Origin of the sequence: Eubacterium sp. CAG:161 (assembly GCF_000432355.1) — a bacterium.
Classification (GTDB): domain Bacteria; phylum Bacillota; class Clostridia; order Lachnospirales; family Lachnospiraceae; genus Eubacterium_G; species Eubacterium_G segne.
Genome location: NZ_HF991850.1, coordinates 1 through 22,322 on the forward strand (window position 1 = coordinate 1; position 22,322 = coordinate 22,322).

General features: G+C 30.7%; 24 protein-coding genes, 2 pseudogenes and 1 other annotated feature. Of the genes and pseudogenes, 23 read left to right on the forward strand and 3 right to left on the reverse strand.

The genetic code is table 11. The features are described from left to right. From Q5O30_RS01730 to Q5O30_RS01815, 19 genes and pseudogenes are all read left to right on the forward strand, one after another. Positions 1 to 214, forward strand: a pseudogene (locus tag Q5O30_RS01730) (hypothetical protein); the annotation flags it as partial. Positions 215 to 492: 278 nt separating this feature from the next. Further along, complete coding sequence (locus tag Q5O30_RS01735) at positions 493 to 1,245, forward strand: bifunctional 2-polyprenyl-6-hydroxyphenol methylase/3-demethylubiquinol 3-O-methyltransferase UbiG (RefSeq protein WP_021952035.1); 753 nt, start codon at positions 493 to 495, stop codon at positions 1,243 to 1,245. Positions 1,246 to 1,315: 70 nt separating this feature from the next. Next, positions 1,316 to 1,924 carry a DUF1016 N-terminal domain-containing protein gene (locus tag Q5O30_RS11675; RefSeq protein ID WP_021952036.1) on the forward strand — a complete coding sequence of 203 codons (609 nt, stop codon included), beginning with the start codon at positions 1,316 to 1,318 and terminating at the stop codon, positions 1,922 to 1,924. A gap of 2 nt (positions 1,925 to 1,926) precedes the next feature. After that, positions 1,927 to 2,403 carry a PDDEXK nuclease domain-containing protein gene (locus tag Q5O30_RS11680; RefSeq protein WP_021952037.1) on the forward strand — a complete coding sequence of 159 codons (477 nt, stop codon included), beginning with the start codon at positions 1,927 to 1,929 and terminating at the stop codon, positions 2,401 to 2,403. A gap of 702 nt (positions 2,404 to 3,105) precedes the next feature. Further along, the gene (locus Q5O30_RS01745) at positions 3,106 to 3,852 is read left to right on the forward strand and encodes a copper homeostasis protein CutC (protein WP_021952038.1); all 747 of its coding nucleotides are present in this window, start codon (positions 3,106 to 3,108) and stop codon (positions 3,850 to 3,852) included. A gap of 124 nt (positions 3,853 to 3,976) precedes the next feature. Beyond that, positions 3,977 to 4,233: a binding site (T-box leader), on the forward strand. Between the two features lie 79 nt (positions 4,234 to 4,312). Then, positions 4,313 to 6,013, forward strand: coding sequence for a carbon starvation protein A (locus Q5O30_RS01750; protein WP_021952039.1), 1,701 nt, complete (start codon positions 4,313 to 4,315; stop codon positions 6,011 to 6,013). Between the two features lie 311 nt (positions 6,014 to 6,324). Further along, positions 6,325 to 6,690 (forward strand): hypothetical protein, encoded by a 366-nt coding sequence (locus Q5O30_RS01755; protein WP_021952040.1) that lies wholly within the window; start codon positions 6,325 to 6,327, stop codon positions 6,688 to 6,690. 73 nt (positions 6,691 to 6,763) lie between these two features. Then, the gene (locus Q5O30_RS01760) at positions 6,764 to 7,072 is read left to right on the forward strand and encodes a DUF4258 domain-containing protein (protein ID WP_021952041.1); all 309 of its coding nucleotides are present in this window, start codon (positions 6,764 to 6,766) and stop codon (positions 7,070 to 7,072) included. An 8-nt stretch (positions 7,073 to 7,080) separates the two neighbouring features. Further along, entirely contained in the window at positions 7,081 to 7,302 is a 222-nt protein-coding gene (locus Q5O30_RS01765; RefSeq protein ID WP_336302302.1) for a type II toxin-antitoxin system MqsA family antitoxin, read from the forward strand. Between the two features lie 232 nt (positions 7,303 to 7,534). Next, positions 7,535 to 8,164, forward strand: a complete 630-nt coding sequence (locus tag Q5O30_RS01770) for a non-canonical purine NTP pyrophosphatase (protein WP_021952043.1) — start codon at positions 7,535 to 7,537, stop codon at positions 8,162 to 8,164. A 12-nt stretch (positions 8,165 to 8,176) separates the two neighbouring features. Then, positions 8,177 to 8,311: a UvrD-helicase domain-containing protein gene (locus Q5O30_RS01775; RefSeq protein ID WP_021952044.1), complete on the forward strand. Its 135-nt coding sequence runs from the start codon at positions 8,177 to 8,179 to the stop codon at positions 8,309 to 8,311. Positions 8,312 to 8,720: 409 nt separating this feature from the next. Continuing rightward, complete coding sequence (locus tag Q5O30_RS01780) at positions 8,721 to 9,245, forward strand: N-acetylmuramoyl-L-alanine amidase (protein ID WP_302674524.1); 525 nt, start codon at positions 8,721 to 8,723, stop codon at positions 9,243 to 9,245. After that, complete coding sequence (locus tag Q5O30_RS01785) at positions 9,220 to 9,720, forward strand: N-acetylmuramoyl-L-alanine amidase family protein (RefSeq protein ID WP_021952046.1); 501 nt, start codon at positions 9,220 to 9,222, stop codon at positions 9,718 to 9,720. Before Q5O30_RS01780 ends, Q5O30_RS01785 begins: the two co-directional genes overlap by 26 nt. Before the next feature lie 29 nt (positions 9,721 to 9,749). After that, a complete protein-coding gene (locus tag Q5O30_RS01790) occupies positions 9,750 to 10,220 on the forward strand; it encodes a gamma carbonic anhydrase family protein (RefSeq protein WP_021952047.1) in 471 nt (156 codons plus the stop codon). Position 10,221: 1 nt separating this feature from the next. Next, positions 10,222 to 10,449: a hypothetical protein gene (locus tag Q5O30_RS01795; RefSeq protein ID WP_021952048.1), complete on the forward strand. Its 228-nt coding sequence runs from the start codon at positions 10,222 to 10,224 to the stop codon at positions 10,447 to 10,449. A 14-nt stretch (positions 10,450 to 10,463) separates the two neighbouring features. Beyond that, positions 10,464 to 10,925, forward strand: a complete 462-nt coding sequence (locus tag Q5O30_RS01800) for an 8-oxo-dGTP diphosphatase (RefSeq protein ID WP_021952049.1) — start codon at positions 10,464 to 10,466, stop codon at positions 10,923 to 10,925. A gap of 159 nt (positions 10,926 to 11,084) precedes the next feature. Continuing rightward, positions 11,085 to 11,981 (forward strand): hypothetical protein, encoded by an 897-nt coding sequence (locus Q5O30_RS01805; protein ID WP_021952050.1) that lies wholly within the window; start codon positions 11,085 to 11,087, stop codon positions 11,979 to 11,981. A gap of 12 nt (positions 11,982 to 11,993) precedes the next feature. Beyond that, on the forward strand, positions 11,994 to 12,962 hold the full coding sequence (locus Q5O30_RS01810; RefSeq protein ID WP_021952051.1) for a DUF3878 family protein: 969 nt from the start codon (positions 11,994 to 11,996) through the stop codon (positions 12,960 to 12,962). 88 nt (positions 12,963 to 13,050) lie between these two features. Further along, positions 13,051 to 13,533: pseudogene (locus Q5O30_RS01815) on the forward strand (Ig domain-containing protein); the annotation flags it as partial. A gap of 32 nt (positions 13,534 to 13,565) precedes the next feature. Here Q5O30_RS01815 and Q5O30_RS01820 read toward each other — a convergent pair. The 3 genes from Q5O30_RS01820 to Q5O30_RS01830 are packed head-to-tail and all read right to left on the reverse strand — an operon-like array spanning position 13,566 to position 16,666. Next, entirely contained in the window at positions 13,566 to 14,648 is a 1,083-nt protein-coding gene (locus Q5O30_RS01820; protein ID WP_021952053.1) for a DHHW family protein, read from the reverse strand. Positions 14,649 to 14,659: 11 nt separating this feature from the next. Then, entirely contained in the window at positions 14,660 to 16,057 is a 1,398-nt protein-coding gene (locus Q5O30_RS01825) for an MBOAT family protein (RefSeq protein WP_021952054.1), read from the reverse strand. A gap of 39 nt (positions 16,058 to 16,096) precedes the next feature. Then, entirely contained in the window at positions 16,097 to 16,666 is a 570-nt protein-coding gene (locus Q5O30_RS01830) for a hypothetical protein (protein WP_021952055.1), read from the reverse strand. A 175-nt stretch (positions 16,667 to 16,841) separates the two neighbouring features. On the opposite strand from Q5O30_RS01830, the gene Q5O30_RS01835 reads away from it, so the two are divergent. From Q5O30_RS01835 to Q5O30_RS01850, 4 genes are all read left to right on the forward strand, one after another. Beyond that, positions 16,842 to 17,867 carry a DUF234 domain-containing protein gene (locus Q5O30_RS01835; RefSeq protein ID WP_302674525.1) on the forward strand — a complete coding sequence of 342 codons (1,026 nt, stop codon included), beginning with the start codon at positions 16,842 to 16,844 and terminating at the stop codon, positions 17,865 to 17,867. Positions 17,868 to 17,952: 85 nt separating this feature from the next. Continuing rightward, positions 17,953 to 18,105: a hypothetical protein gene (locus Q5O30_RS01840; RefSeq protein ID WP_021952057.1), complete on the forward strand. Its 153-nt coding sequence runs from the start codon at positions 17,953 to 17,955 to the stop codon at positions 18,103 to 18,105. A gap of 191 nt (positions 18,106 to 18,296) precedes the next feature. After that, a complete protein-coding gene (locus Q5O30_RS01845; protein WP_021952058.1) occupies positions 18,297 to 18,743 on the forward strand; it encodes a gamma-D-glutamyl-L-diamino acid endopeptidase 1 in 447 nt (148 codons plus the stop codon). 239 nt (positions 18,744 to 18,982) lie between these two features. After that, positions 18,983 to 22,322, forward strand: a 3,340-nt coding sequence (locus Q5O30_RS01850; RefSeq protein WP_302674526.1) for a glycosyl hydrolase, incomplete at its 3' end; no start/stop codon positions are given.

Below are 22,322 nucleotides of genomic sequence, written 5' to 3' on the forward strand. Positions count from 1 at the left end.
AGAAGCAAGAAAAATATGGGGTGAAAATTGTTTGGTTATTCCTGAATATACATTTGCTGTTAGGATGGATACAACAATTTTGGAATTGTCTCAAGAGCATACGGAATATGAATGGGTTGATTACAATACCGCATTAAAAAGACTTAGGTATGATAGTAATAAAACTGCGTTATGGGAATTAGATAGTAAAATTAAATTAGGAACATTAAATTAAGAATATTTATATTATGATTTATTTACAACAAAATTGTAGTGCGTTATAGTTATAAGCTTGTCATAAGCTCCAGATTTTGAAATATAGGCTGAAAATTAGGGCTATTGGCAAATAGTAAATGACGAAGAATCTAATAAGCCAACTTGTATTATTCTTTGCACTGATAAAGATTCAGTGGTTGCGGAATATGCTTTAGAAGGATTAGTAAGTAATATTTTGCATCAAAATATATTTATTATATTACCAATAAAGAACAACTCATAACGGAGATCAAAAAAGTGATAAATCAGTGGAGTAAAAATAAAAGATACAAAAGAAAAATGGAAGAAATGAGATTAAAAGAAATACGTAAAAACGAAAGAAAATCACATATAGAAATATATTCTAATGCCGAACTATATAAAGAGGGTAGTTGGCTAATAAGACCAATAAAAACAGTAGTAGATTTGATACCTCTGTTTGATAAATACGAAGAAATTAATGTCTTGGATTTAGGTTGTGGAGTAGGAAGAAATTGCATATGTATTGCTCGACATTATTATGATAGGTTGTGTAAAATAGATTGTGTGGATATACTGGATTTAGCTATCGAAAAACTTTATGCTAATGCTGATGAATATGGTATTACATCAAATATATGTGGAATAGTTAAATCGATTGATGATTATCAAATTAAAGAAAGAAATTATGATTTAGTAATGGCGGTATCATCTTTGGAACACGTAGATTCAAAAGAAACCTTTGTTAATAAATTGCGAGAAATAGAACATGGCATCCGCAAAAATGGCATTGTATGTTTAGTTGTAAATTCTAATATAAAAGAGTTTGACAAGAAAACAGGAAATGAAATACTTCCACAATTTGAAGTATGCTTACCTACAGAAGAAATGCAAAGAATTTTTGAAAAAGCTTTTAGTGAATGGACAGTATTAAAATCTACTGTGGTGGATCAGCAATATGATATTCCGAGAGATAGTGGAATATGTGAATTGAAAACAAGTGTAGTTACTTTTGTAGCAAAAAAAGGATAGAGATAAAATGGTTAAGGCACTATTGCAGAAAAAAATCAGTATCAAGAAGTGGTAAAGGAGAATAATACATATGGAGAATAAACTAATAAACACTGGTCAAAATAGTATTATGGATAATTTTATTGAGACAGATGATATATTAAAAGACATGCGACAGATTATTGAATCCTCACAGAAAGCTGCACATCAGGCAGTTAATATGACTCTTGTGCAGAGAAATTGGATGATGGGCTATCGAATCGCCAGTGAGGAATTGCATGGTGAAAAGCGGGCAGAGTATGGAACAAAGATAATAAAGAAATTATCTCAGGAATTATCAACAGAGTATGGAAAAGGTTTTACAAAAACAAATCTATACAATTTTTATTCATTTTATAAAACTTATCCAGAGATTTTCCACTCAGCGAGTGGAAAATCTCAACCGATATTATCATGGACACATTATCGCATTTTATTACAAGTAAAAGATGAAAAGGCACGTGAATGGTATGAGAAAGAAGCGCTTCAACAAGCATGGAGTGTTAGAACATTACAACGTAATGTTTCTTCACAGTACTATTACCGTATGCTTCAGACTCAAAAGAAGGATCTTGTAGAAAATGAAATGAATGAACTAACCAAGGAATATCAGAATGATAAGTTAGAATTTATAAAAATCCGGTTATTGCAGAATTTTTAGGTATGGCTTTAAATACAAATTTTACTGAAAGTGATTTAGAAAATAGTATTTTGTCAAATTTACAGAAGTTTTTGATGGAATTAGGGAAAGGGTATGCTTTTGTGGCAAGACAGCAACATATTCATACAGAAAAGCAGGATTATTATATTGATCTTGTTTTCTATAACTATATTCTCAAATGTTTTGTACTAATAGATTTGAAAACGCAGAAAATTACACATCAGGATGTAGGTCAGATGGATATGTATATTCGGATGTATGACGAACTTAAACGTAGTGAAGGAGACAATCCTACAATTGGAATTGTACTCTGTTCTGATACAGATGAGGATATTGCAAAGTATTCTATTCTTCATGGTAATGAACAGCTTTTTGCATCAAAATATAAGTTATACTTACCAACAGAGGAAGAATTAAGAGCAGAGATTGAAAATCAGAAAACAATGTTTTATTTGCAACAACAGGAAAATGACGAGTAGTTTTTATTAAAGTATAGAAATACTAATGAGTTACTACATTTTGCATATGTATATTTGGAAAGGTTATTATCAGGTTGGGACCCCGTGTCCCAAACATTTTTTTTTATTATTTCTAAAAAATAAACCATAGTAGATGTATTTTTCTACAAAAATAGATCACCCTAGAATTCGACATTGCAATATTAATAGAGTAAAATATAGCCATAAAGATTTAATAACAAACAAAAAGTTTAGCAGAATAAACTTTAACTTTGCGACATTATGTCGGGAAGTGCATTTTGTAAAACTATTATTTTCACATTCCTACTGTGAAAATAAAAAAATTTTAGCAGTTACAGTTTTATGAATAAAAAAATCTTTATGTTAAACTAATTAGGTCAGACCTGGGAAAGACAATTTAATAACAATAAAAAACGCCAAGAAGTAATCTACAGAAAAAGTAGGTTTTACTCTTGGCGTTTGTTGTTATCAGGGTATTGTAAGATAATATAGTTTATATCGAATAATAGGGAAGAAATTAGGATAAACATTAAGAAGCGTAATTATTTAAATACGCATAGTGTATATGCTGTCTTTTATGTATAATAGATATATTGACGAAGATGTAAAACTTAAGGAATACAAAAATTGTTCCGTTTTGATAACTGTTTTTAATAATAGTCATGAATAAAAATAAATATATTATAAAAAGAGGAAAAAAGAATGAATCACTATGTGTTAGAAGTATGCGTGGATTCTGTAGAATCAGCTATTGCGGCAACTAATGGAGGGGCAACTAGAATTGAATTATGTTCAAATATTATTATAGGAGGAACAACGCCTGATTTAGAGTTATTTAAAATAATAAGAAATAAAATTCAAATTCCAATAAATGTTATGATAAGACCAAGATTTGGAGATTTTTGCTATACAGAATCAGAATTTGAGATAATGTGCAGACAAAGTGAAAAATTTGCAAGAGAAGGAGCAAATGCCATTGTTATAGGTTGTCTTAATCCTGATGGAAGTTTGAATGAGGCATATATGAAGGAAATTATGAATATGGCAACAGGATGCAGAGTTACTCTTCATAGAGCATATGATATGTGCAAAAATCCATTTGAAGCATTTGAGACCGCTAGAAAATTAGGTGTAGATACAATATTGACTTCAGGACAAAAAAATAGTTGTATTGAAGGTGTAAAGTTAATTAAAAAACTAGTTGAAAGATCAAGTGATATAGAGATTTTAGTTGGTGCAGGTGTAAATTCAGATAATATTAAGGAAATAGCTAAAATAACCGGGGCAAAAAGCTTTCATATGACAGGTAAGGTTGTAGAAAACAGCAAAATGGAATATCGAAATGATGATGTTAATATGGGAATTCCCGGGTTAAGTGAATATGAAATTTATAGAACAGACGAAAAAAATATAAGAAAAACAGCTGAAATATTAAAATTATTAAAATAATGCTTAATATAATTATACAAATAATTTGGACATAGTTTAAATAATTAAATTGTAGAAAAATAATAAATTTATTGTTGCATGATTTAATAATAAGTGATAAAACAGAGCTTGTAAAAAGTAATAGTTAGTTGCGTAGAAAGGGATACATTACAATAAAGTGTCTTGATTACAGAGAACCGAGGTAGCTGAGAATCGGAAGAAAAGAATTGTTGTAACATCACCCTGGAGCATCTCTCCCAAAACTTTTTATAGTGAGTAGGCAGAGACGTAGTCTTCACGTTACAGAAGAAGCTGTTGGATGTGACAGTGATGAGTGGTTTTAATTAGTAATAATTATTTCAAACAAAGTGGTACCACGAAATTGATATTTTCGCCTTTGTTGTCGTAAGACAATGAAGGCTTTTTCTTTTGTAATAAAAGAATAAACTATCTAAATAATAACAAAAGAGAGGTAATACAAATGAATGGAATCTTAATGATGGTAATTGCGATTGTAGTACTTGGAGGAGCGTATCTTCTTTATGGTCGTTATCTTCAAAACAAATGGGGCATTGACCCTAATGCAAAAACTCCGGCATATGAATTACAGGATGGAGTTGATTATGTACCGGCTGATACAAATGTAGTATTTGGACATCAGTTTGCATCAATAGCAGGTGCGGGTCCTATTAATGGACCTATTCAGGCAGCAGTTTTTGGCTGGCTTCCTGTTTTATTATGGTTGCTTGTAGGTGGTGTGTTCTTCGGAGCTGTTCAAGATTTTGCATCAATGTATGCATCAGTTAAGAACAAAGGTCGTACAATTGGTTACATAATTGAAGAATATATTGGAAAATTAGGAAAGAAATTATTCTTACTTTTCTGTTGGTTATTTTGTATTTTAGTAGTTGCAGCATTTGCAGATGTTGTAGCCGGAACATTTAACGGATTTACAGTACCTGAAGTTGCAGGACAGGCAGTAGAAAAAATCTCAGCAAATGGTGCAGTAGCAATGACTTCAATTTTATTTATTTTTGAAGCAGTAGCACTTGGAATGATTTTAAAATATGCAAAATTAAATAAATGGGTAAATACAGTAATAGCAATTGCAATGTTAGTAGCAGCAGTTGTAATTGGTTTAAACTTCCCTGTTTATTTAACAAGAGAAACATGGCATCTTTTTATATTCGCTTATATATTTATTGCCAGTGTAGTTCCTGTATGGGCATTATTGCAGCCTAGAGATTATTTAAACAGTTATTTATTAATTTTTATGATTGTAGGTGCAGTTGTAGGTATATTTGTTTCAAATCCTTCATGTAACTTACAGGCATTTACAAGTTTCAACGTAGATGGACAGTATATGTTCCCAATTTTATTTGTAACAATAGCATGTGGTGCCGTATCAGGTTTCCATTCACTTGTTTCATCAGGAACAGCTTCAAAGCAAATTAAAAATGAAAAGAATATGTTACCTGTATCATTTGGTGCAATGCTTATGGAAAGTATGCTTGGTGTAATCGCATTAATCGCAGTTGCTTCATTTGCAAAAGGAGAAGCAGCAGCACAGGGCTTAACAACACAGCCACAGATTTTTGCAGGTGCAATTGCAAACTTCTTATCAGCAGTTGGTTTACCACATAATTTAGTATTTACATTAATTAACCTTGCTGTTTCAGCTTTTGCTTTAACATCACTTGACTCAGTTGCAAGAATTGGTCGTCTTTCATTCCAGGAATTCTTCTTAGATGAAGGAGTAACTGATGATAATATGACACCATTCCAGAAGGTAGTAACAAATAAGTATTTTGCTACAGTTATTACATTAGTTCTTGCATTCTTACTTGCAAAAGTTGGTTATGCAGAAATTTGGCCATTATTTGGTTCAGCAAACCAGTTGTTATCAGTACTTGCTTTAGTAGCTTGTGCAGTATTCTTAAAGAAAACAAAACGTCAGGGTTGGATGTTATGGGTACCAATGTTCTTCATGATGGCAGTTACATTTACAGCCCTTGGAATGACAATTTACAAATTAAGTGGAGCATTTGCTACAACAGGATTATCACTTGGAAATACATTACAGTTAATCTTTGCAGTATTACTTTTAATCCTTGGTGTAATTGTTGCCGTACAGGGTGTAAAGAAGTTATTTGAAAAAAATGAAGAAAAAGAAGTTGCATAAAATGAGACGTAAGTAAGTTATAAAGACTGTCATATTAAAATGATAGAAAATCATTGTTAATATGACAGTCTTTTTTTACAGCACCTTATTTTTTTGAAAAGGAGATTTGCGTGAAAGAATATATAGTGGGATTAGGACTAGGAATTATTTTGATTAATATTATATACACAAACATTGTTTTGTGGGAAAGAAATTAATAGATGAATGATAAGAAATTCAAGTTAATGCTATCTGCCATAACTATGACGACAACAATTTTAAAGGTTGTAGTACAGCATAGAAATCAGGTAAAAAGGGAGAAAGGCAAATAGATGGTAAAAACATATTGGACGAAAAAACAAAATATACAATTATTAAATGATTGTAAAACATATAATATTCCTTTAACAGTAGAAGAAGAAATAAAAAGAGTATTGAATGTATTAGATTTGAATTACGGAATCGAAAGAAGCTTAGAAGAAGATGGAGGATGCGTTTTCCTATTGATATCTGATGAAGAGAAGGAACATAGCAAAATAATGAAAAAATATTTTGTAGACAAAGAGGATTGTGAGTTTAAAGATATATTAGTTGAAAACAAGGGCGAACAGTGGATTCCTGAACTATATATTTCAGCTACAGAATATAGCATTACTATTGTGCACCAAAGGGGGAGAAAAGAAAAAATGTTTAATTGATATTTAACACACGGATAAGTATAATATAAATATAGAACAAAAGTCGTAGACTTATTTGGAAAGAGGTGTTAAAGTGCAAATAGATGAATTAAAAAAGTATATTTCAGAAAACGCTATTCGATGGTCTGCACATTGTTTGGAGAGGATGCAGGAAAGAGACATTTCAAGAGCAGATGTTAAAAAATGTGCTTTGGAAGGTGAAATAATTGAAGATTATCCAGATGATTTTCTACATCCTAGTTGTTTAATTTTTGGATATACTATAAATGATAAAATAATACATGTTGTTGCTGGAAGTGATGGAAAATATATTTATATTATTACAGCATACTTTCCAAATACAATCAAGTTTGAAAAAGATTTAAAGACAAGGAGGAAATAGATATGTGTATGTTTTGCAAATGTGATACAGTTAAACAAAGTACTACAACTCATGTTGTTAATTACAAAAATAGTATCATTGTAATTAAAAATGTTCCTTGTGAAGAATGTGAGCAGTGTGGAGAAAAGTATTATACAGACGAAGTAGCTGAACAGTTAGAAAAGATGGTTAATTTAGCAAAGCAAATGATGCAGGAAATTGCAGTGTTAGATTATTCAAAGGTAGCATAAAAAGATAAAGCAGAAAGAGGAGTGGCTGTAGTAAGCCTATGATATGTAGCAGCTCAGGCAGCTATCGCTAACAAGTAATTAATATACTGGTAAGTGATATAATTATAAGAAATTACCCCTGCATACATGGTGTGCAGGGGGGGTTGCAAAAAAGCATGTTGGTTATCTAAAAAGGAAAGTATTTCATATGAAAACTAAAATTATATTATAGTAATTTACAAAGGTGAGAAAGATGAAAGTGCTACTGGGAACAACTAATCCGTCAAAGGTAAAGAGGTTTTCTAAATTGTTAGAAAATTATAATATAGAATTTATAACATTAAAAGATTTAGAAATAAAAGATGAACCGGATGAGACAGGAAAAACGCCGGAAGAAAATGCAATATGCAAAGCAAGATATTATGGCAAATATTTTGATAGGGTGATTTGTAATGATTCAGGATTATATTTTGAGGAACTAAGTTTAGAAGATGAGAGACAACCGGGATTAAATGTCAGAACTCCAATGGGAATGAGCAGATTATCAGATGAAGAAATGATTGAGTATTATTCAAACCTTATAGCGGAGCTTGGCGGAAAGGTGTCTGCCTATTATCTGGACGGTATAGCTGTATATAACAATGGTATGATTTCGTCATTTATGGATAGAGAGTCAGCAAAAAATATAGGCGCTTTTTATATGATAGATAAAGCGTCCTCTAAAAGATTTGAGGGATGGCCACTTGATTCTCTGTCGGTTAGTAGAGAAACAGGAAGATATTTTGTTGATGGCAGTGATACTGAAAGTAAGGAAAATATAATATATGGTGAGTATGAAAAGAGAATAGTAGGATTTTTGAAGGAAGCCTTGGGGATTAAATAGGAGAAAAATATCATGACACTACAGGAATTTATAACCAAATTTAATATAAATCTAAATAAACAACAGTTAGAAGCAGTGCAGAGCGTCGAAAAGCCTACACTGCTTTTAGCTGTACCCGGAAGTGGAAAGACTACAGTTTTTGCATAAAACTAAATTGTGTTACATTTATATGGGGAGCAAGAGGACACTTCTTCTGGAATGGTAATAAACGAACCGGTTTATTGCTTGAAAATAAGATTTTGATTTCTTCAGGTGCAGGTATTATGACTATTATGGATAAATATATTGAACAGTTTAATTCGCTATTGCTGTAGTATTATAATATTGGAAGAAGCGAAGAACTACAGATGTTGTTAGATTATTTTGATGGCAGATAACCTGAAAGTCAGCTACCACATTCTCTTTTGACGGAAAAGATGCAGGAAAGATAGTTTTATCAGGACATTACGCTGAAACGGATGTAAAGAATGCAATAGATGGAAAAGAAGTTAATTGAAAACAACAGTGCATATGTTATACTGAAAAAGTGGAAAAATAAGAGATAATACAAAGGGGTATGAACATGAACAACATCAAAATATTTAAAACAATAAAATATGCACTTGGAATTTTATCGATATGTACATTGATGAGCATAGCTACATTTTCTACTCAGACAAAGGCTGAGGTTTCAGGAGAGAAGGTTACAACATCCGTAGAAGCAGTAACAACTAAGCCATCTGAAAGTACAAAAACTACAGAGACAACTAAGCTCGCAGAAACTACAAAGCCACAGGAAACTACAAAAGCATCAAATATTAAAAAGTCAGCTTTGAATCCAGTCAAGTCTAAGGTTATTTTGCTTGATCCGGGACATTGCAAGAAGCATATAGGTGCAAGGGGCAATGGATTAAAAGAAGAGGATGTTAATTTGGACATTGGCAAGGCTTGTAGAAATTACTTAAATAAATATTCAGATGTAACTGTTTATATGACAAGAACTAATAGCAAGTGCGTTAAAAAACTTAAGCTAGGCGATTGTCTTACAGCAAGAAATCATTTGGCAAAAAGGTTAAGTGGCAGATGCAAAGGGTATTATTAATTATTACAAGCTTAGTGCAAAAAACATCGAAGGTGATTTTCAGACAATTTCAGGCAAGACATATTTTGTTGACAAGGAAGGAAATAAAATAGCAGGCTGGGTAAAAAAAGACGGAAAGTGGTATCACTTTAACAACAAAACAGCCGTTATGAATAAAGGTTTCTTTAAAGAAGCAGGAAACAAATTTTATTTGAATCCCAAGACTGGAGAAATGACAAGCGGTTGGTTTACTATTCGTGGTAAAAGTTATTTGGCAAAAGGTAACGGAGTTGTAGTAACTAATCAGATTTACACAGACGGAGTGAAAAGTTATTTCTTCAAGAAAAGTGGAAAAAGAAAAAACGGCTGGGTAACATACAAAAATGCTAAATACTATTTTTCAAAGACAAAAGGCATGCTTAAAGGCAAACAGAAAATCAAAGGAAAAAGATATACTTTTAGCAAGAAAACAGGAAAGCTTAGAAAGAAGAAATAAGTATATAATTGTTGCAAAGGAGAAGAATTTTGAACAAAAATATATTTTTAGCACCGGGAACACACGTTGTAGGAAATGTTGAAATAGGCAACAATGTTGGGATTTGGTACAATGCGGTAGTTCGTGGTGATATGGAAGGAATAACAATAGGCGATAATTCTAATGTGCAGGACAATTGCACATTGCACACAGGTAATGGTTTTGCGTTAACCATTGGCAATGGGGTAACAATAGGTCATAACGCCATAGTTCATGGTTGTACAGTTGGCGACAATACAGTTATTGGAATGGGAAGCATTCTTCTGAATGGAGCAAAAGTAGGCAAGAATTGCATTATTGGTGCCGGTGCTTTAGTAACGGGAAAAATGGAAATCCCTGACAATTCAATGGCATTTGGTAATCCTGCTAAAGTTATCCGAAATCTTACAGAAGCAGAAATAGAAGACAATAGAGAGAATGCAGAAGAATATGTGAAATTAATGATGCAGGAGATAAAGTAGAATGCTAGTAACAATAAGAACAATCTTAGGCATTATATGCTTGGTACTTTGCGTGCTGGATATTTGTTTTTTAATAAAAATTAGAGGGACAATGAAAATGGAATCATTAACCAAAGAAGATATTTTATTAAAAGATAGTTTAACATATAAAGAGTTGATGAAATCACTTAAGCTGTTTGGTGCAATAGCAATATTGGCGTTTGTGGTAATAATTCTTAGCTGGTTTTAGAGGTGGATTTTTGGATGAAAGTTACGACTTTGTGTTACATAGAAAAAGATGAAAAATATTTAATGTTACATAGAACTAAAAAAGAAAATGACATTAATAAGGATAAGTGGATTGGCGTAGGCGGTCACGCAGAAGGAAATGAAAGCCCTGAGGAATGTCTTTTAAGAGAAGTAAAAGAGGAGACAGGCTTGGAATTGTTGTCGTATAAGTTTAGAGGTTTGATAACTTTTGTAAGTGATGACTGTGAGCCTGAAATGATGTGCCTTTTTACATCGGACGATTTTCGTGGAGAGATTATTACCTGCGACGAGGGAGAATTGGAATGGGTAAGCAAGACGGAAGTGCCTAAACTTCCAACATGGGAAGGGGATGCTATTTTTCTAAAATTGTTGCTTGATAACGAAGAAAGATTTTTTACATTAAAGCTTGTTTATAAAAATGAAAAATTGGTTGAAAAGGCAGTGCAAATCTATTAAAAAATCATAAAATATTCGAGAAATACTTCTAAAAAATATTTATGATAAAATAAAGATGAAAACGTTTCAATTATTACAACCACGAAAAAAATCCATATTGATTTCTCCCGAAACAATAGTACAATCAAGTTATAAGGGTATGAACAGGAGGACAAGATCATGAAAGGAAATTTTAAAAAATCTTTATCAATCTTTGGAGCATTGTCTTTTGCTTTTACAGCAGGATTTTTGCTTAGCAATGTCAATGTTTACGCAGCAACTAACCAGACACTTGAACTGAACAAGGATTATTATTTTGACTTGAATGGAGATGGGCAGGCGGAGAAGATTAAGTACACAACTCAGGTTAATAAAGATGATAATGACTTCTTTAATAGTGTAAGTTTGTTTATAAATGATAAGAATGTTTACACTAAGAAGTTAACAGATACTTGGGCTAAGTATACGGTTCTTGATATTGACAGTAGTGATAATACTTTGGAATTGAATTTGCAGATTGGAGGCTATTCGGATGTTATGGATTACAGTTCATTTCAGAGATGGAATGGTGCATCAATTGTAGAATTTGATAACAATAAAAACAAGGCTTTGAATTATACAAGAGAGTATTCGTTTAGCAATGTAAAAGGCAACGGCAGATTTAATATTGTGGTAGATACACCATATTCATTGCCAATTGGCTGTTTTTATGCTAACATTCCATTGAAATTACAGAATAACAAGATTACAACAACTACAGGAACATATAATCTTGTAGGAAGTTCAAAGAAGTATAAGTATAAGACTAAGAGTAATATTAAGGTTTACAAAAAAGCATCAAAGAAGTCAAAGGTGAAATTTACAGTCAAAAAAGGTGACAAGATTAAAATGATAAAAATTAAACCAATGAAGAATGTGGCAAAACGTCCACAGGGCAAGTACGGAGAGGAAAAGCCAATTAATGCTTATGCTTATGTAAAAACAAAATCAGGAAAGAAAGGTTGGATTTACCTAAGTAAAAAGAAATCAAGCTGGGGCAGGAAGATGTTGTTTAAAAAAGTTCCGGGCTGGGGTTGATAAAGATTGATTATGAGCAAAAGAGAAGATATTTTTGAAAAGTTAGATAATTTAATAGAACAGAATCAGTTTGAACTTGTGTCTGATAAGGTAGATGATAACAAGCTTAAAGTTATTTATCTTATGAATGATGCGGTTGAAAGTTTTATTGTATTTGAAAATGCAAGAATTACAGGAGAATATATAAAGGACTATCAGGGAGAGATTAATACATCCCTGACAGTTCAAAAAAATGACAGTACAGGCAATGATGAATATGTTTTGGTTGTACATCAGAAAGATTCGGTGTGTACTGTATTTTTTGAGGATGTTAGTTTTGAAGTTAATTTGTATAATTACGGAAGAACTGCACATTTTTGGATTGAAGGTTATGAATATTTAAGACAGCTTGAATACAAAATTTCAATTCTCAGGGATAAACTTGATTATTTGGGAGAAAAGTATTGTAATGATTTGGAGAAAGAGCTGGCTAATCTTACAGATTTTCCACCGCTTAATTATTGCTTTTATCCTTCGGTGCCTGAGAAGTATCTTGTGCCAAGGGACAATCCGTGGGAGCCAACAGACAAGGCAATCACTGTTATGCTTAAGGTGGCAAGAGAGCAGCAGGACAAAATGCTTTATCAGGTTCTTGTTTTATATAAGCAGTTTAAGAACAGAAAGCTTGCAAAAGTTATAGCAACTATGTTACATAGAAAGTCTCACAGAAAAGTTGTGGAAAGTCTTATGGAAAAAATGACAGAAGCAACAAAGAATTATCCAACAAGAAAGTTTGGAAAAGCTGCAGACAATGAGCATAAGAAGATTTTGACAAGGGCAAAGCAACTTCAGAACAAGTTAAAACACAAAAAGAGAAAGTCAGAGATATTCGTGGAAGAGCCTTTTGTTGTGGCAACTGATTCCATAGAATACAAAGTGTATCTTATGATATGGAAGAAAAGCCTGATAAACACAAAAGTAGAAATACAGGAAATAAAATAAAGTAAAATAAGAAACAGAAGTATTAAACAATTATTGTATTGCAAATACATAACATAATAAAAAGACAGAAAATTTACAGAATAATTATAGTATCAACGTTGGAAAGCAGATAAAATTGTCTCCGATTATTTTGCCATATGATGCTACAACCACAAAATTATTATGGTCAAGTAGTAATAGTAAATACGCAGTTGTGGATTCAAATGGTAATGTTTTTGCAAAGAAAGCAGGAGCTGGTAAGACAGTAACTATATTTGCAAAGACCACAGATGGCAGCAATATTACATCGTCAATAAAATTAAAAATAAATAGAATTTTAGTAAAAAAAATAACATTAAAGGCACCAAAGACTATAAAAGCAGGTAATAAAACAAAGATTAAAATAACTATAAATTCCGATGTTACTAACAAAACTGTAAAATGGTCTGTCAATAATAAAAAATATGCAAAGATTAGTTCAAAAGGAGTTTTAGTTACCAAAAAAGCAGGAAAAGGAAAAAGTATTAAAGTCACTGCACAGGCTAAAGATGGAAGCGATAAAAAAATCACGGTTAAGATAAAAATAAAATAGAAACATGTCGGTATTTTATCTCACCAGATTCCTTATCTCATAGAAAAACTATTATTTATAGATAATATACTATACATAAAAAGAACATCCTGATTATCAAATTTTATATAATTATTCAGAATCTTTGAAGAAACATATCTAATATCAATAACAGTAATCTTCCTATAACCATCTATTAATAGAGGAACTAAACTACTGCCATAAGAATCACGAAAAACAATTAATTCTTTATTACTATTTGAAGTAGGATTAACAATATCTATAATAGAAGATGCTCCTGATAAATATATATCATATTTATCTAATGATTTTATTTTATCATAATCATATATTTTTGTATATTTTTTTGTTTCATAATTATACACACTACTATTATCAATAGATGGATTAGATATAGTTTTTATAGTATCAATATCTTGAGTTACTGATAGTCTACCAGCATAACTACCCTTAAAAGTAGTAATTGTATTTTCAACATTGTTATTAGTTATATCAAAATTCATTTGATTAGCAATAGTATTTGCGACATTAAATAAATCTTCTTGTTTCCAATGAGTGTCTGTCTTATAATAATTATTAAGTGTTAATTTATCAAATATATTTATATAATTAAGATTTGTTAAATTATTTTTCATCATATCTTGTAATTTATTATAATCAAGTTTTAAATTACCTTTATTAACAAAGTAATTTTTATCAGGAATAATAGTATAATATATATTACTATTATTATTCAAATATGTATTTTTTATATAATTAATCTTATTTGTTAAATTTTTAATAGAATTAGTATTTAAAGGAAATATTTCTTCAACAATATAATCATCATACATATATAAATTGTTGTATTCACCTTTAGTAGATAATTCTATATCTATTTTAATTTTTCTAAAAGTATCTCTTTTGATAAATTGATCCGTAACATAGGAATCAAATTTCTTAAAATATGTACCATCAAACAAGCTTTTAGTAGTTAATTCTGGCATGGTAGCAAGTTTTCTTCTCTCTGCTATAGAAATATCAGTATCTTTTATTATAACATTAATCAAAAATAACGAAATTATAGTAAAAAGAAATACTAAAGTTACAACTATATCTTTAGTTTTATCGTTCATGTATAACCTCCTTAAAATCTAAAGTATAAAAATGGATTATATGAATTATCTATCAGATAAGAAGTAACAACAAATAATATTATAACTATTAAAATTGGTTCTAAAATATTAATTATGTTATTTAGATATTTATTTTTTCTTAATTTATCTATTAATGTTTTAATAAAAGGAGTAGCCCCAAATATAGCAATAATTAATATTGGTAAATAACTCTTTAAATAATGAAGTGTATAATCATTAATAAAAACTTCTCCATTCATACCAAATAACCCTTTAATATTAATCAAAGCCTCTGACATATTGTCAGAATTAAATATAACAAATAATATCATAACAATAAATAATACATATATTCTTCTTATAAAAGAAGGTAATTTTCCCATAAATTTATTAAGGAATATTTTTTCTATTATAAGAAGAATTCCAAACAATAATCCCCATATTAAAAAAGTCCAATTAGCACCATGCCATATTCCAGTTAATAACCATACTATTAAAATATTTCTTATTTGTTTATATTTACCATCTCTATTGCCTCCAAGTGGAATATAAACATAATCTTTGAACCATGTACTAAGAGAGATGTGCCATCTTCTCCAAAACTCAGTTATACTTTTTGATATATATGGGTAATTAAAGTTTTCAGGAAAATGAAATCCAAATATTCTTCCAAGACCAATAGCCATATCACTATAAGCTGAAAAATCAAAATACAACTGTAGCATATAACTTATACCAAATATCCAATAAAATATTACGGTTGTTTCATTTAGAGCAAAAGCTTTAGTGCAAAGTTCTCCCAAAGCATTAGCTATTAATACTTTTTTAGCAAGTCCAATAGAAAATCTTCTAATACCATATGCAAAATTATTAAAACTATGTACTCTATCATCTAATTCTTTTTCTACTGTCTGATATCTAACAATAGGTCCTGCGACTAACTGTGGAAATAAAGACACATAAGTTGCTAAATTTATAATGTTTTTTTGAACTTTAACTTTACCATTATATACATCAATAAGATAACTCATAATTTGAAATGTATAAAATGATATTCCTATTGGTAATGCAATATTTAATAATTTAATATTAGCATTAGATATATCATTAATTGATTGTATAATAAAATCAGTATATTTAAATATTATTAATAAAAATATATGTATAATTAAAGTTGTTATTAATATATTTTCACTTTGATTTTTATATTTATCAATTAAAATAGCACCTATATAAGCAATAATAATTTCTGCAATCATTAAAAAAACATATTTAGGTTCTCCGTAAAGATAAAATAATAAAGATGCAATTAATAAAATAATATTTTTATATTTTTTAGGTGTTATAAAATATATAATTATTAATGCTGGTAAAAAATAATATAAAAAACTAATACTACTAAATAACATCTTATCCTCCTTTAAAAAGGCACCTTAAAAGGTTCTTCATTATTTTTCTTCGTCATTTGATTTTTCTAATTCTTTTCCAATATTATTATTTACATATTTCTTAAAATCATTATATACTGCTTTAGCAACATCTTTATCAGCCATTACAGAAAATATTACATTACCGCTATTTGTGATATATAATTGTTCTGCAGAAACACAAATCCAACGTCTCATATCAATATTATCTAACATCTCTTGTTTAATTTTTTCTACATCAGCATTGTCTTTAACCTTAACAATAGCAACTGAATAAGCTTGTGCTGTTATCAATGGTTCTGATACAACAATTGATTCGATTCCATCATTTGTTTTTAATCCAGTATAACTAGTAACTTCATCAATATTCTTTATATCTACTTTCATAGTTTCAAGTTCGGGTAAAACATTTTTGTTATTTTTATTTATAGTATTAATAACGTCATTAATGTCATTAATGGCTTTTGGTGTTTCAACATTACCTTTGTTACCACTACCTTTGTTACCACTACCTGATACTAGTATGAATATTATAAATGAGATAGCTGCTAATAATATCAAACCTATTATAAAAAATTTTTTTTGTTTCATTTCTTTTTCCTCCTATTATCAAAATTCTATCACATTTTTACTAGAATTTCCAGAAAAAGTATTACATTTTACAAATATAGAAACTGTACTTAAATACATTTTTGAGTTATCTGTAGAAGAGAAGATTATTTTGGTGTTGGATGAGTACCTATATATAAGGGAATCAGTTAGTGGTATGGACAGTATATTGCAGGCATTAATTGATAAGTATAGAGATAAATCTAAATTATTGCTGATAATATTAGGTTCGTATGTTGATGTAATGAGGTCACTTTTAGAACATTCAAATCCTTTATATGGAAGAGTTGATTTGACAATTAACTTGCGACAGATGGATTACTATGAGTCTTCATTGTTTTATCCTAAATATTCAGAAGAGGATAGAGTAAGAATTTATTCTGTATTTGGTGGTATACCATATTACAACAGATTAGTGGACGATTCTAAGAGTGTAAAAGAGAACATTATTGAACTTATTGCTTCGCCGGGAGCAAGATTGGAAAATGAAGTATCAATGTATTTAAATTCTGAAATTTCAAAAATAGTAAATGTAAATGAAGTTTTTGAAGCGTTAGCAAAAGGGTATCACAAATATAGTGACATATTATCACAATCTCATGTCTCTAGCGGACCAACGCTCGTGGACGTGCTTGACAAATTAATGAAGATGGAAGTGGTTATAAAAACAAGTCCAATAAATGATAAAAACAATAAAAGAAAGACAGGATATTATATTTCTGATAATCTTTCGTTATTTTATTACAAATATATCTTTAAATACTCATCTCAGATGAATATTATGGGTTCCAATGTATTTTATAAAAAATATATAGAAAAAGATTTTGAAGAACAGTATGTTCCCCATATGTTTGAGTCGATATGTCGCCAGTATCTGATTAGAAAAAACAGAAAGGGAGAAATTGAGCCGGTTATTGAGAAGATAGGAAAATATTACTATGACAATCCTAAAGAACATAACAATGGTGAATTTGATGTTGTAACTGAAGATGAAAAAGGATATGTTTTTTATGAAGTTAAATTCAAAAATAAACCAATTACAGATGAAATAATAGATAAGGAAATAAAGCAGGTAGAGGCTACGGGATTAAATTGCTACAAATATGTATTTATTTCTAAATCCGGATTTAAAAACAAAAATAGAAGCAATGTAGAGTTGATAGAATTAAAGGAGTTATATTAAGTCTGTTGCACAGAAACATATGAGTTATAAAAGATACATGCAAGCTGTTCAAATGTGATATAGTAAAAGAGAAGGGGATATTACAATGTCAAAATTTAAAGATAAATTTCATTTATTGCCAGAACAGAATTTGTTTTTGGCAAAGAAGAAACTAGATGAAAATATATATTGCGGAATGAAAATGAAGAAGTTAAAACAATTTTTGTATGTCAATGCAATTGTGGGTTTAACTGTTTAAGTATATTAAGTATAAACTACCTGCTTTCTGGTGCGAAGGTTGGTAGTTTTTTTATTAAAAAAATATATATGAACACGGTATTGCATCGAAAATATTACGGCTAAAACGTAAAAAAGAATAAAATTATCAGACATTATATAGTATAATTGTATCATCATAATAGCAAGCGGAAAATTGGAAGGAAGGAACGGATGAAAAAAACGCTAAAGTTACTAATGTTAATTGGAGTAATTGCGCTGGGAATTAATTTTACGGAGGTAAAAGCGGAGACAGCAACAGCTGATGTAACAACAGCACATCAGGAAGCAATTACGACACCGGAAACAAAGGCACAGATATTTGTTGTGGAAAAGGTGAAACCTGATGTAGTAATTTGTTATCATCAGGCAGGTGAAGTTATGTACCATCGAAAGCATACAAAACTTAGTAATATGCTTTATTCCATGACAAAATATACCCACATAATAAGTGGTGAGACGCAGTATGGAACATTCAGTGATTATCTGGATGATAGAAATATATTAAACTGCACATTGGAAACAGGTCCAATGCCTGCACCTGTAAAAAATAGTGAATTTAAAAAAATATACAGAACAAATAAAAACGTATTGATAGCAGTGGCAAAAATGTATTCATAAAGTAAACAATAACTTTTAAGGTTAAGAAGTTATAAGCAAAAAGTCAGATGTTCAGACAACGACCTGTTATTATGAAGTTTAGCCCTTTCAAGATGGAAAAAGAAATAGTGATATAAGATGAAAAATGCATATAAATTTTAAAAACAAGCATCTTGTACTATATTTAAGTTTGTTTTATAACTGATAATAGAGTTGCTTTTTTTGAAAAATGTTAATAGTTCTTTAGAGGAGAGATATTTATGAGTAAAGCATTAAAAAAAATAGTATGTGTAATTGTATGTTTGTCAATGGCATTTGGAGGGATATCAGTGCCAAATTTATTTACAGTAAAAGGAGAACAGACAAAATATATGGGAAGTGGAAGTATTGCAGAAGGATTGCCAAAGGCGTTGCAAAGTGATGCATCAAAACTGCCATCTAAAAGTAATAGCAATGTAACAAGATTTACAACAGATAATTATGATAATAACAATGGAGCTTTTGATACAAATAACTGGGGAACATCTGCAATGTGGAATTTTAATGGAAATAATAAGTATTCTGGTAGCATGTATACTTATCCATTGGCATTTAAAGCTGCGAAAGATGGTATGTGGATATCAAAGCCAAGTACAAGAATTGGTTCTACATATTGCGTTATGACTCTTACTACAAATGGAGATTATACAGATTTTTCCGTAAGACCAGACTTTTCCACGGAAAATGCAAAGGTAGATAAAATATCTGATTGGACATATGATGTGGTTTTGGAAAACAAAAATGATAACAGTCAATATCTGAAAACAACAATTGTACAGGGAAGTCCCTTTGGATTTTTTACATTAAAGAACAGCAAAAAGCTGACAGTTGCAAAATACAGAAAAGATGTTGACTCAAAGATTATTTATTATGATGGTACAACTCTTAAAAATTCGTCATATATAGTTCTAAAAGTATATGATGACATTGATGAAAAAAACGGCTATCCAAAATATGATTATTATGGAATATATCTGCCTAAGGGAACAACACTGACACAGACAGACAATAGTTCAAGTAGTGTTGGAAATATTAATATAGAATTTTCATCAGAGCAGAAAGCATATTTTTCAATGGCATGGCTTACTGAGTCAGACGGAAGTGATGCAGAAGCATTGGTAATCGCAAAGGAATATAAAGCATATGCTTACAATTTTATAACAGACACAAAAGCTGAATACACATATAATCAGCAGGTTTCAACTGTGTCTACAAAATACATTTATACAGTTGATAAAAAAAGCGAAAGCACAGTTGATGGAACAATAATGGGCATAATGCCACATCAGTACAAAAATATAAAGACAAATATTTCATACATGAAAAATACAGCAAGAACCTTAAGAGGAACAGTAAAGTTTGTAAAGGGTTCATCATTTACAACAGAACTTAAATATTCAGGTGTACTTCCTTTTGTAACAGGAGTAGCAGACAATGACAAAAGCAAGTTAAAAGAATATGTAAATGAATACATGACATCAAAAATGCCGATAAATGGTAATTATGAATTATGCGTAGATGAAACTAATGGAGACCCATATGCGTATGGAAAGCAATTAAACCGTGCATCAAATATGTTGGCAGCAGCAGAGGATGTAAATGATACAGAAAGCAGTGAACGCATTTTAAGGGCAATGGAAAAATCTTTGGAAGACTGGTTTACATATTCAGGTGATGGAGATGGAAAGTATTTTGCCTATGATGATGGCATAGGTTCTTTGTTTAGTTTCCCATCATCTTATAATTCCATTGACCAGATGAACGATCATCATTTTCATTATGGATATTTTATTGCAGCAGCAGCACAGGTGGGATTAAGAGATAAACAGTGGCTTAAAAAATATGCACCTGTTATAGAAGAATTAATTGACGATATAGCATGTACAAAGCAAAACAGCAAGGATTCAAGATATCCATATATGAGAAACTTTTCGCCTTTTGAGGGCCACTCATGGGCATCAGGATTTGAAGATCCTGAAAGTGGAAACAATCAGGAGTCAACATCTGAGGCAATGAATGCCTGGTATGGAGTGATTTTATACGGAATGGCAAGTGACAATGAGAAAATAAAAGATTTGGGAATCTATTTATATACAACAGAATTGTCTGCCATCAATTCATATTGGTTTGATATTGATCAGGATGTGCTGGACAGTAAGTATGTAAAACAGGGAACAAATCAGATAAAAAACAACATGGCCTCTCTTGTATGGAGTGGAAAATATGACTATGCAACATGGTTTTCAGCAGATCCTGCCATGGTTCAGGGAATTCAGCTTTTGCCTATAACAGCAGGTTCATATTATCTTGCCACAAACAAGGAATACATAAAGAACAGTATAGAAACACTGAAAAATAAAGGCAATTCAAAATCATGGAACGATATATGGAGTGAGTATCTGGCTATGGCTGATCCTGACGGAGGATTTGACAGATGGGGTGGATCAACACCGGAAAATGGTGAGACAAATGCACATATTTATCAATTTATAAAATCATTGCAAAAGGCAGGAACACCTGAGACAGGCATTACTTCAAATACAGAGTTAAGTATGGTGTTTAAAGATTCAAATGGCGAGAAAACTTACGCAGTGTATAATGCAGACAGTAAAATAAAAACAGTACAGTTTTCTGATGGAGCAAAATTTAGCGCAGCACCAAACCAGATGACTATAAGAACAGAAAGCCAGATGAAGGGACAGGAATACTATGTAGAGTATTATGTGCAAAATGTAAGTGGTCAGTATGACTTGGTAGGAACTGACATACAGTATGGTAAAAATAATGAAAAAGTGCAGATAACACCAACAGAGAAAAAAGGTTATATTATAAATAAGGAAAAGAGTGTGTTGGAAGGAACCATAAAATCTGGAGGAACACATTTGAAAATATATTATGACAGAGGAAAATATAATATAACTTATCAGTTAAATGGTGGCACATGTAACAACATGGTAAATTCATATGTGTATGGTGAAACTATAGACCTGCCAACACCACGAAAAGAAAACAGTGTGTTTAGGGGATGGTACACAGATGCATCATATTCAAACAAAATAGAAAAAATAGACAGTGATGTATATGGAAACATAACATTGTATGCACGTTGGGCATCAGCCGGGGACTGTTATATCAATGATAATCTTTATATGACAATGAATGGATATAAGGCAACATTTGTAGCGTTAAATGACAGTGCTTCTAACATAATAGTTTTATATCACATATATGATACTATAGAGGAGGCAACAGAAGCCTATAATAATGACAGTATTGCAGGATATATAGGACAGGAACTTGGTAAAAATAATGGGTATTGGTCAAAGGATATAGATTTGACTTCATATAAGGATAAGTACATAGTGTTTGCATTTAATATAATTAGTGAACACGGAACAGTATCTGAAAAAGGATTTAAAAAGATAACAAATGCACCAGGCAATCCGGACGAATCAATAGTAGTACCAACAACTAAGGAAAATGTGACAACTACAAAACCTGCAGGTAATACTACATGGTCAAAAGTAATAGGCAATGATTCATTGGAGTATAGCGTAACAG

What these genes read in the sequence shown, in the direction of transcription:
- Q5O30_RS11675 (WP_021952036.1), top strand. Translation starts at nt 1,316, where the DNA reads ATGGAGAATAAACTAATAAACACTGGTCAAAATAGTATTATGGATAAT.
- Q5O30_RS11680 (WP_021952037.1), top strand. Translation starts at nt 1,927, where the DNA reads ATGGCTTTAAATACAAATTTTACTGAAAGTGATTTAGAAAATAGTATT.
- Q5O30_RS01745 (WP_021952038.1), top strand. Translation starts at nt 3,106, where the DNA reads ATGAATCACTATGTGTTAGAAGTATGCGTGGATTCTGTAGAATCAGCT.
- Q5O30_RS01750 (WP_021952039.1), top strand. Translation starts at nt 4,313, where the DNA reads ATGAATGGAATCTTAATGATGGTAATTGCGATTGTAGTACTTGGAGGA.
- Q5O30_RS01755 (WP_021952040.1), top strand. Translation starts at nt 6,325, where the DNA reads ATGGTAAAAACATATTGGACGAAAAAACAAAATATACAATTATTAAAT.
- Q5O30_RS01765 (WP_336302302.1), top strand. Translation starts at nt 7,081, where the DNA reads ATGTTTTGCAAATGTGATACAGTTAAACAAAGTACTACAACTCATGTT.
- Q5O30_RS01770 (WP_021952043.1), top strand. Translation starts at nt 7,535, where the DNA reads ATGAAAGTGCTACTGGGAACAACTAATCCGTCAAAGGTAAAGAGGTTT.
- Q5O30_RS01775 (WP_021952044.1), top strand. Translation starts at nt 8,177, where the DNA reads ATGACACTACAGGAATTTATAACCAAATTTAATATAAATCTAAATAAA.
- Q5O30_RS01780 (WP_302674524.1), top strand. Translation starts at nt 8,721, where the DNA reads ATGAACATGAACAACATCAAAATATTTAAAACAATAAAATATGCACTT.
- Q5O30_RS01795 (WP_021952048.1), top strand. Translation starts at nt 10,222, where the DNA reads ATGCTAGTAACAATAAGAACAATCTTAGGCATTATATGCTTGGTACTT.
- Q5O30_RS01800 (WP_021952049.1), top strand. Translation starts at nt 10,464, where the DNA reads ATGAAAGTTACGACTTTGTGTTACATAGAAAAAGATGAAAAATATTTA.
- Q5O30_RS01805 (WP_021952050.1), top strand. Translation starts at nt 11,085, where the DNA reads ATGAAAGGAAATTTTAAAAAATCTTTATCAATCTTTGGAGCATTGTCT.
- Q5O30_RS01810 (WP_021952051.1), top strand. Translation starts at nt 11,994, where the DNA reads ATGAGCAAAAGAGAAGATATTTTTGAAAAGTTAGATAATTTAATAGAA.
- Q5O30_RS01820 (WP_021952053.1), bottom strand. Translation starts at nt 14,648, where the DNA reads ATGAACGATAAAACTAAAGATATAGTTGTAACTTTAGTATTTCTTTTT.
- Q5O30_RS01825 (WP_021952054.1), bottom strand. Translation starts at nt 16,057, where the DNA reads ATGTTATTTAGTAGTATTAGTTTTTTATATTATTTTTTACCAGCATTA.
- Q5O30_RS01830 (WP_021952055.1), bottom strand. Translation starts at nt 16,666, where the DNA reads ATGAAACAAAAAAAATTTTTTATAATAGGTTTGATATTATTAGCAGCT.
- Q5O30_RS01835 (WP_302674525.1), top strand. Translation starts at nt 16,842, where the DNA reads ATGGACAGTATATTGCAGGCATTAATTGATAAGTATAGAGATAAATCT.
- Q5O30_RS01840 (WP_021952057.1), top strand. Translation starts at nt 17,953, where the DNA reads ATGTCAAAATTTAAAGATAAATTTCATTTATTGCCAGAACAGAATTTG.
- Q5O30_RS01845 (WP_021952058.1), top strand. Translation starts at nt 18,297, where the DNA reads ATGAAAAAAACGCTAAAGTTACTAATGTTAATTGGAGTAATTGCGCTG.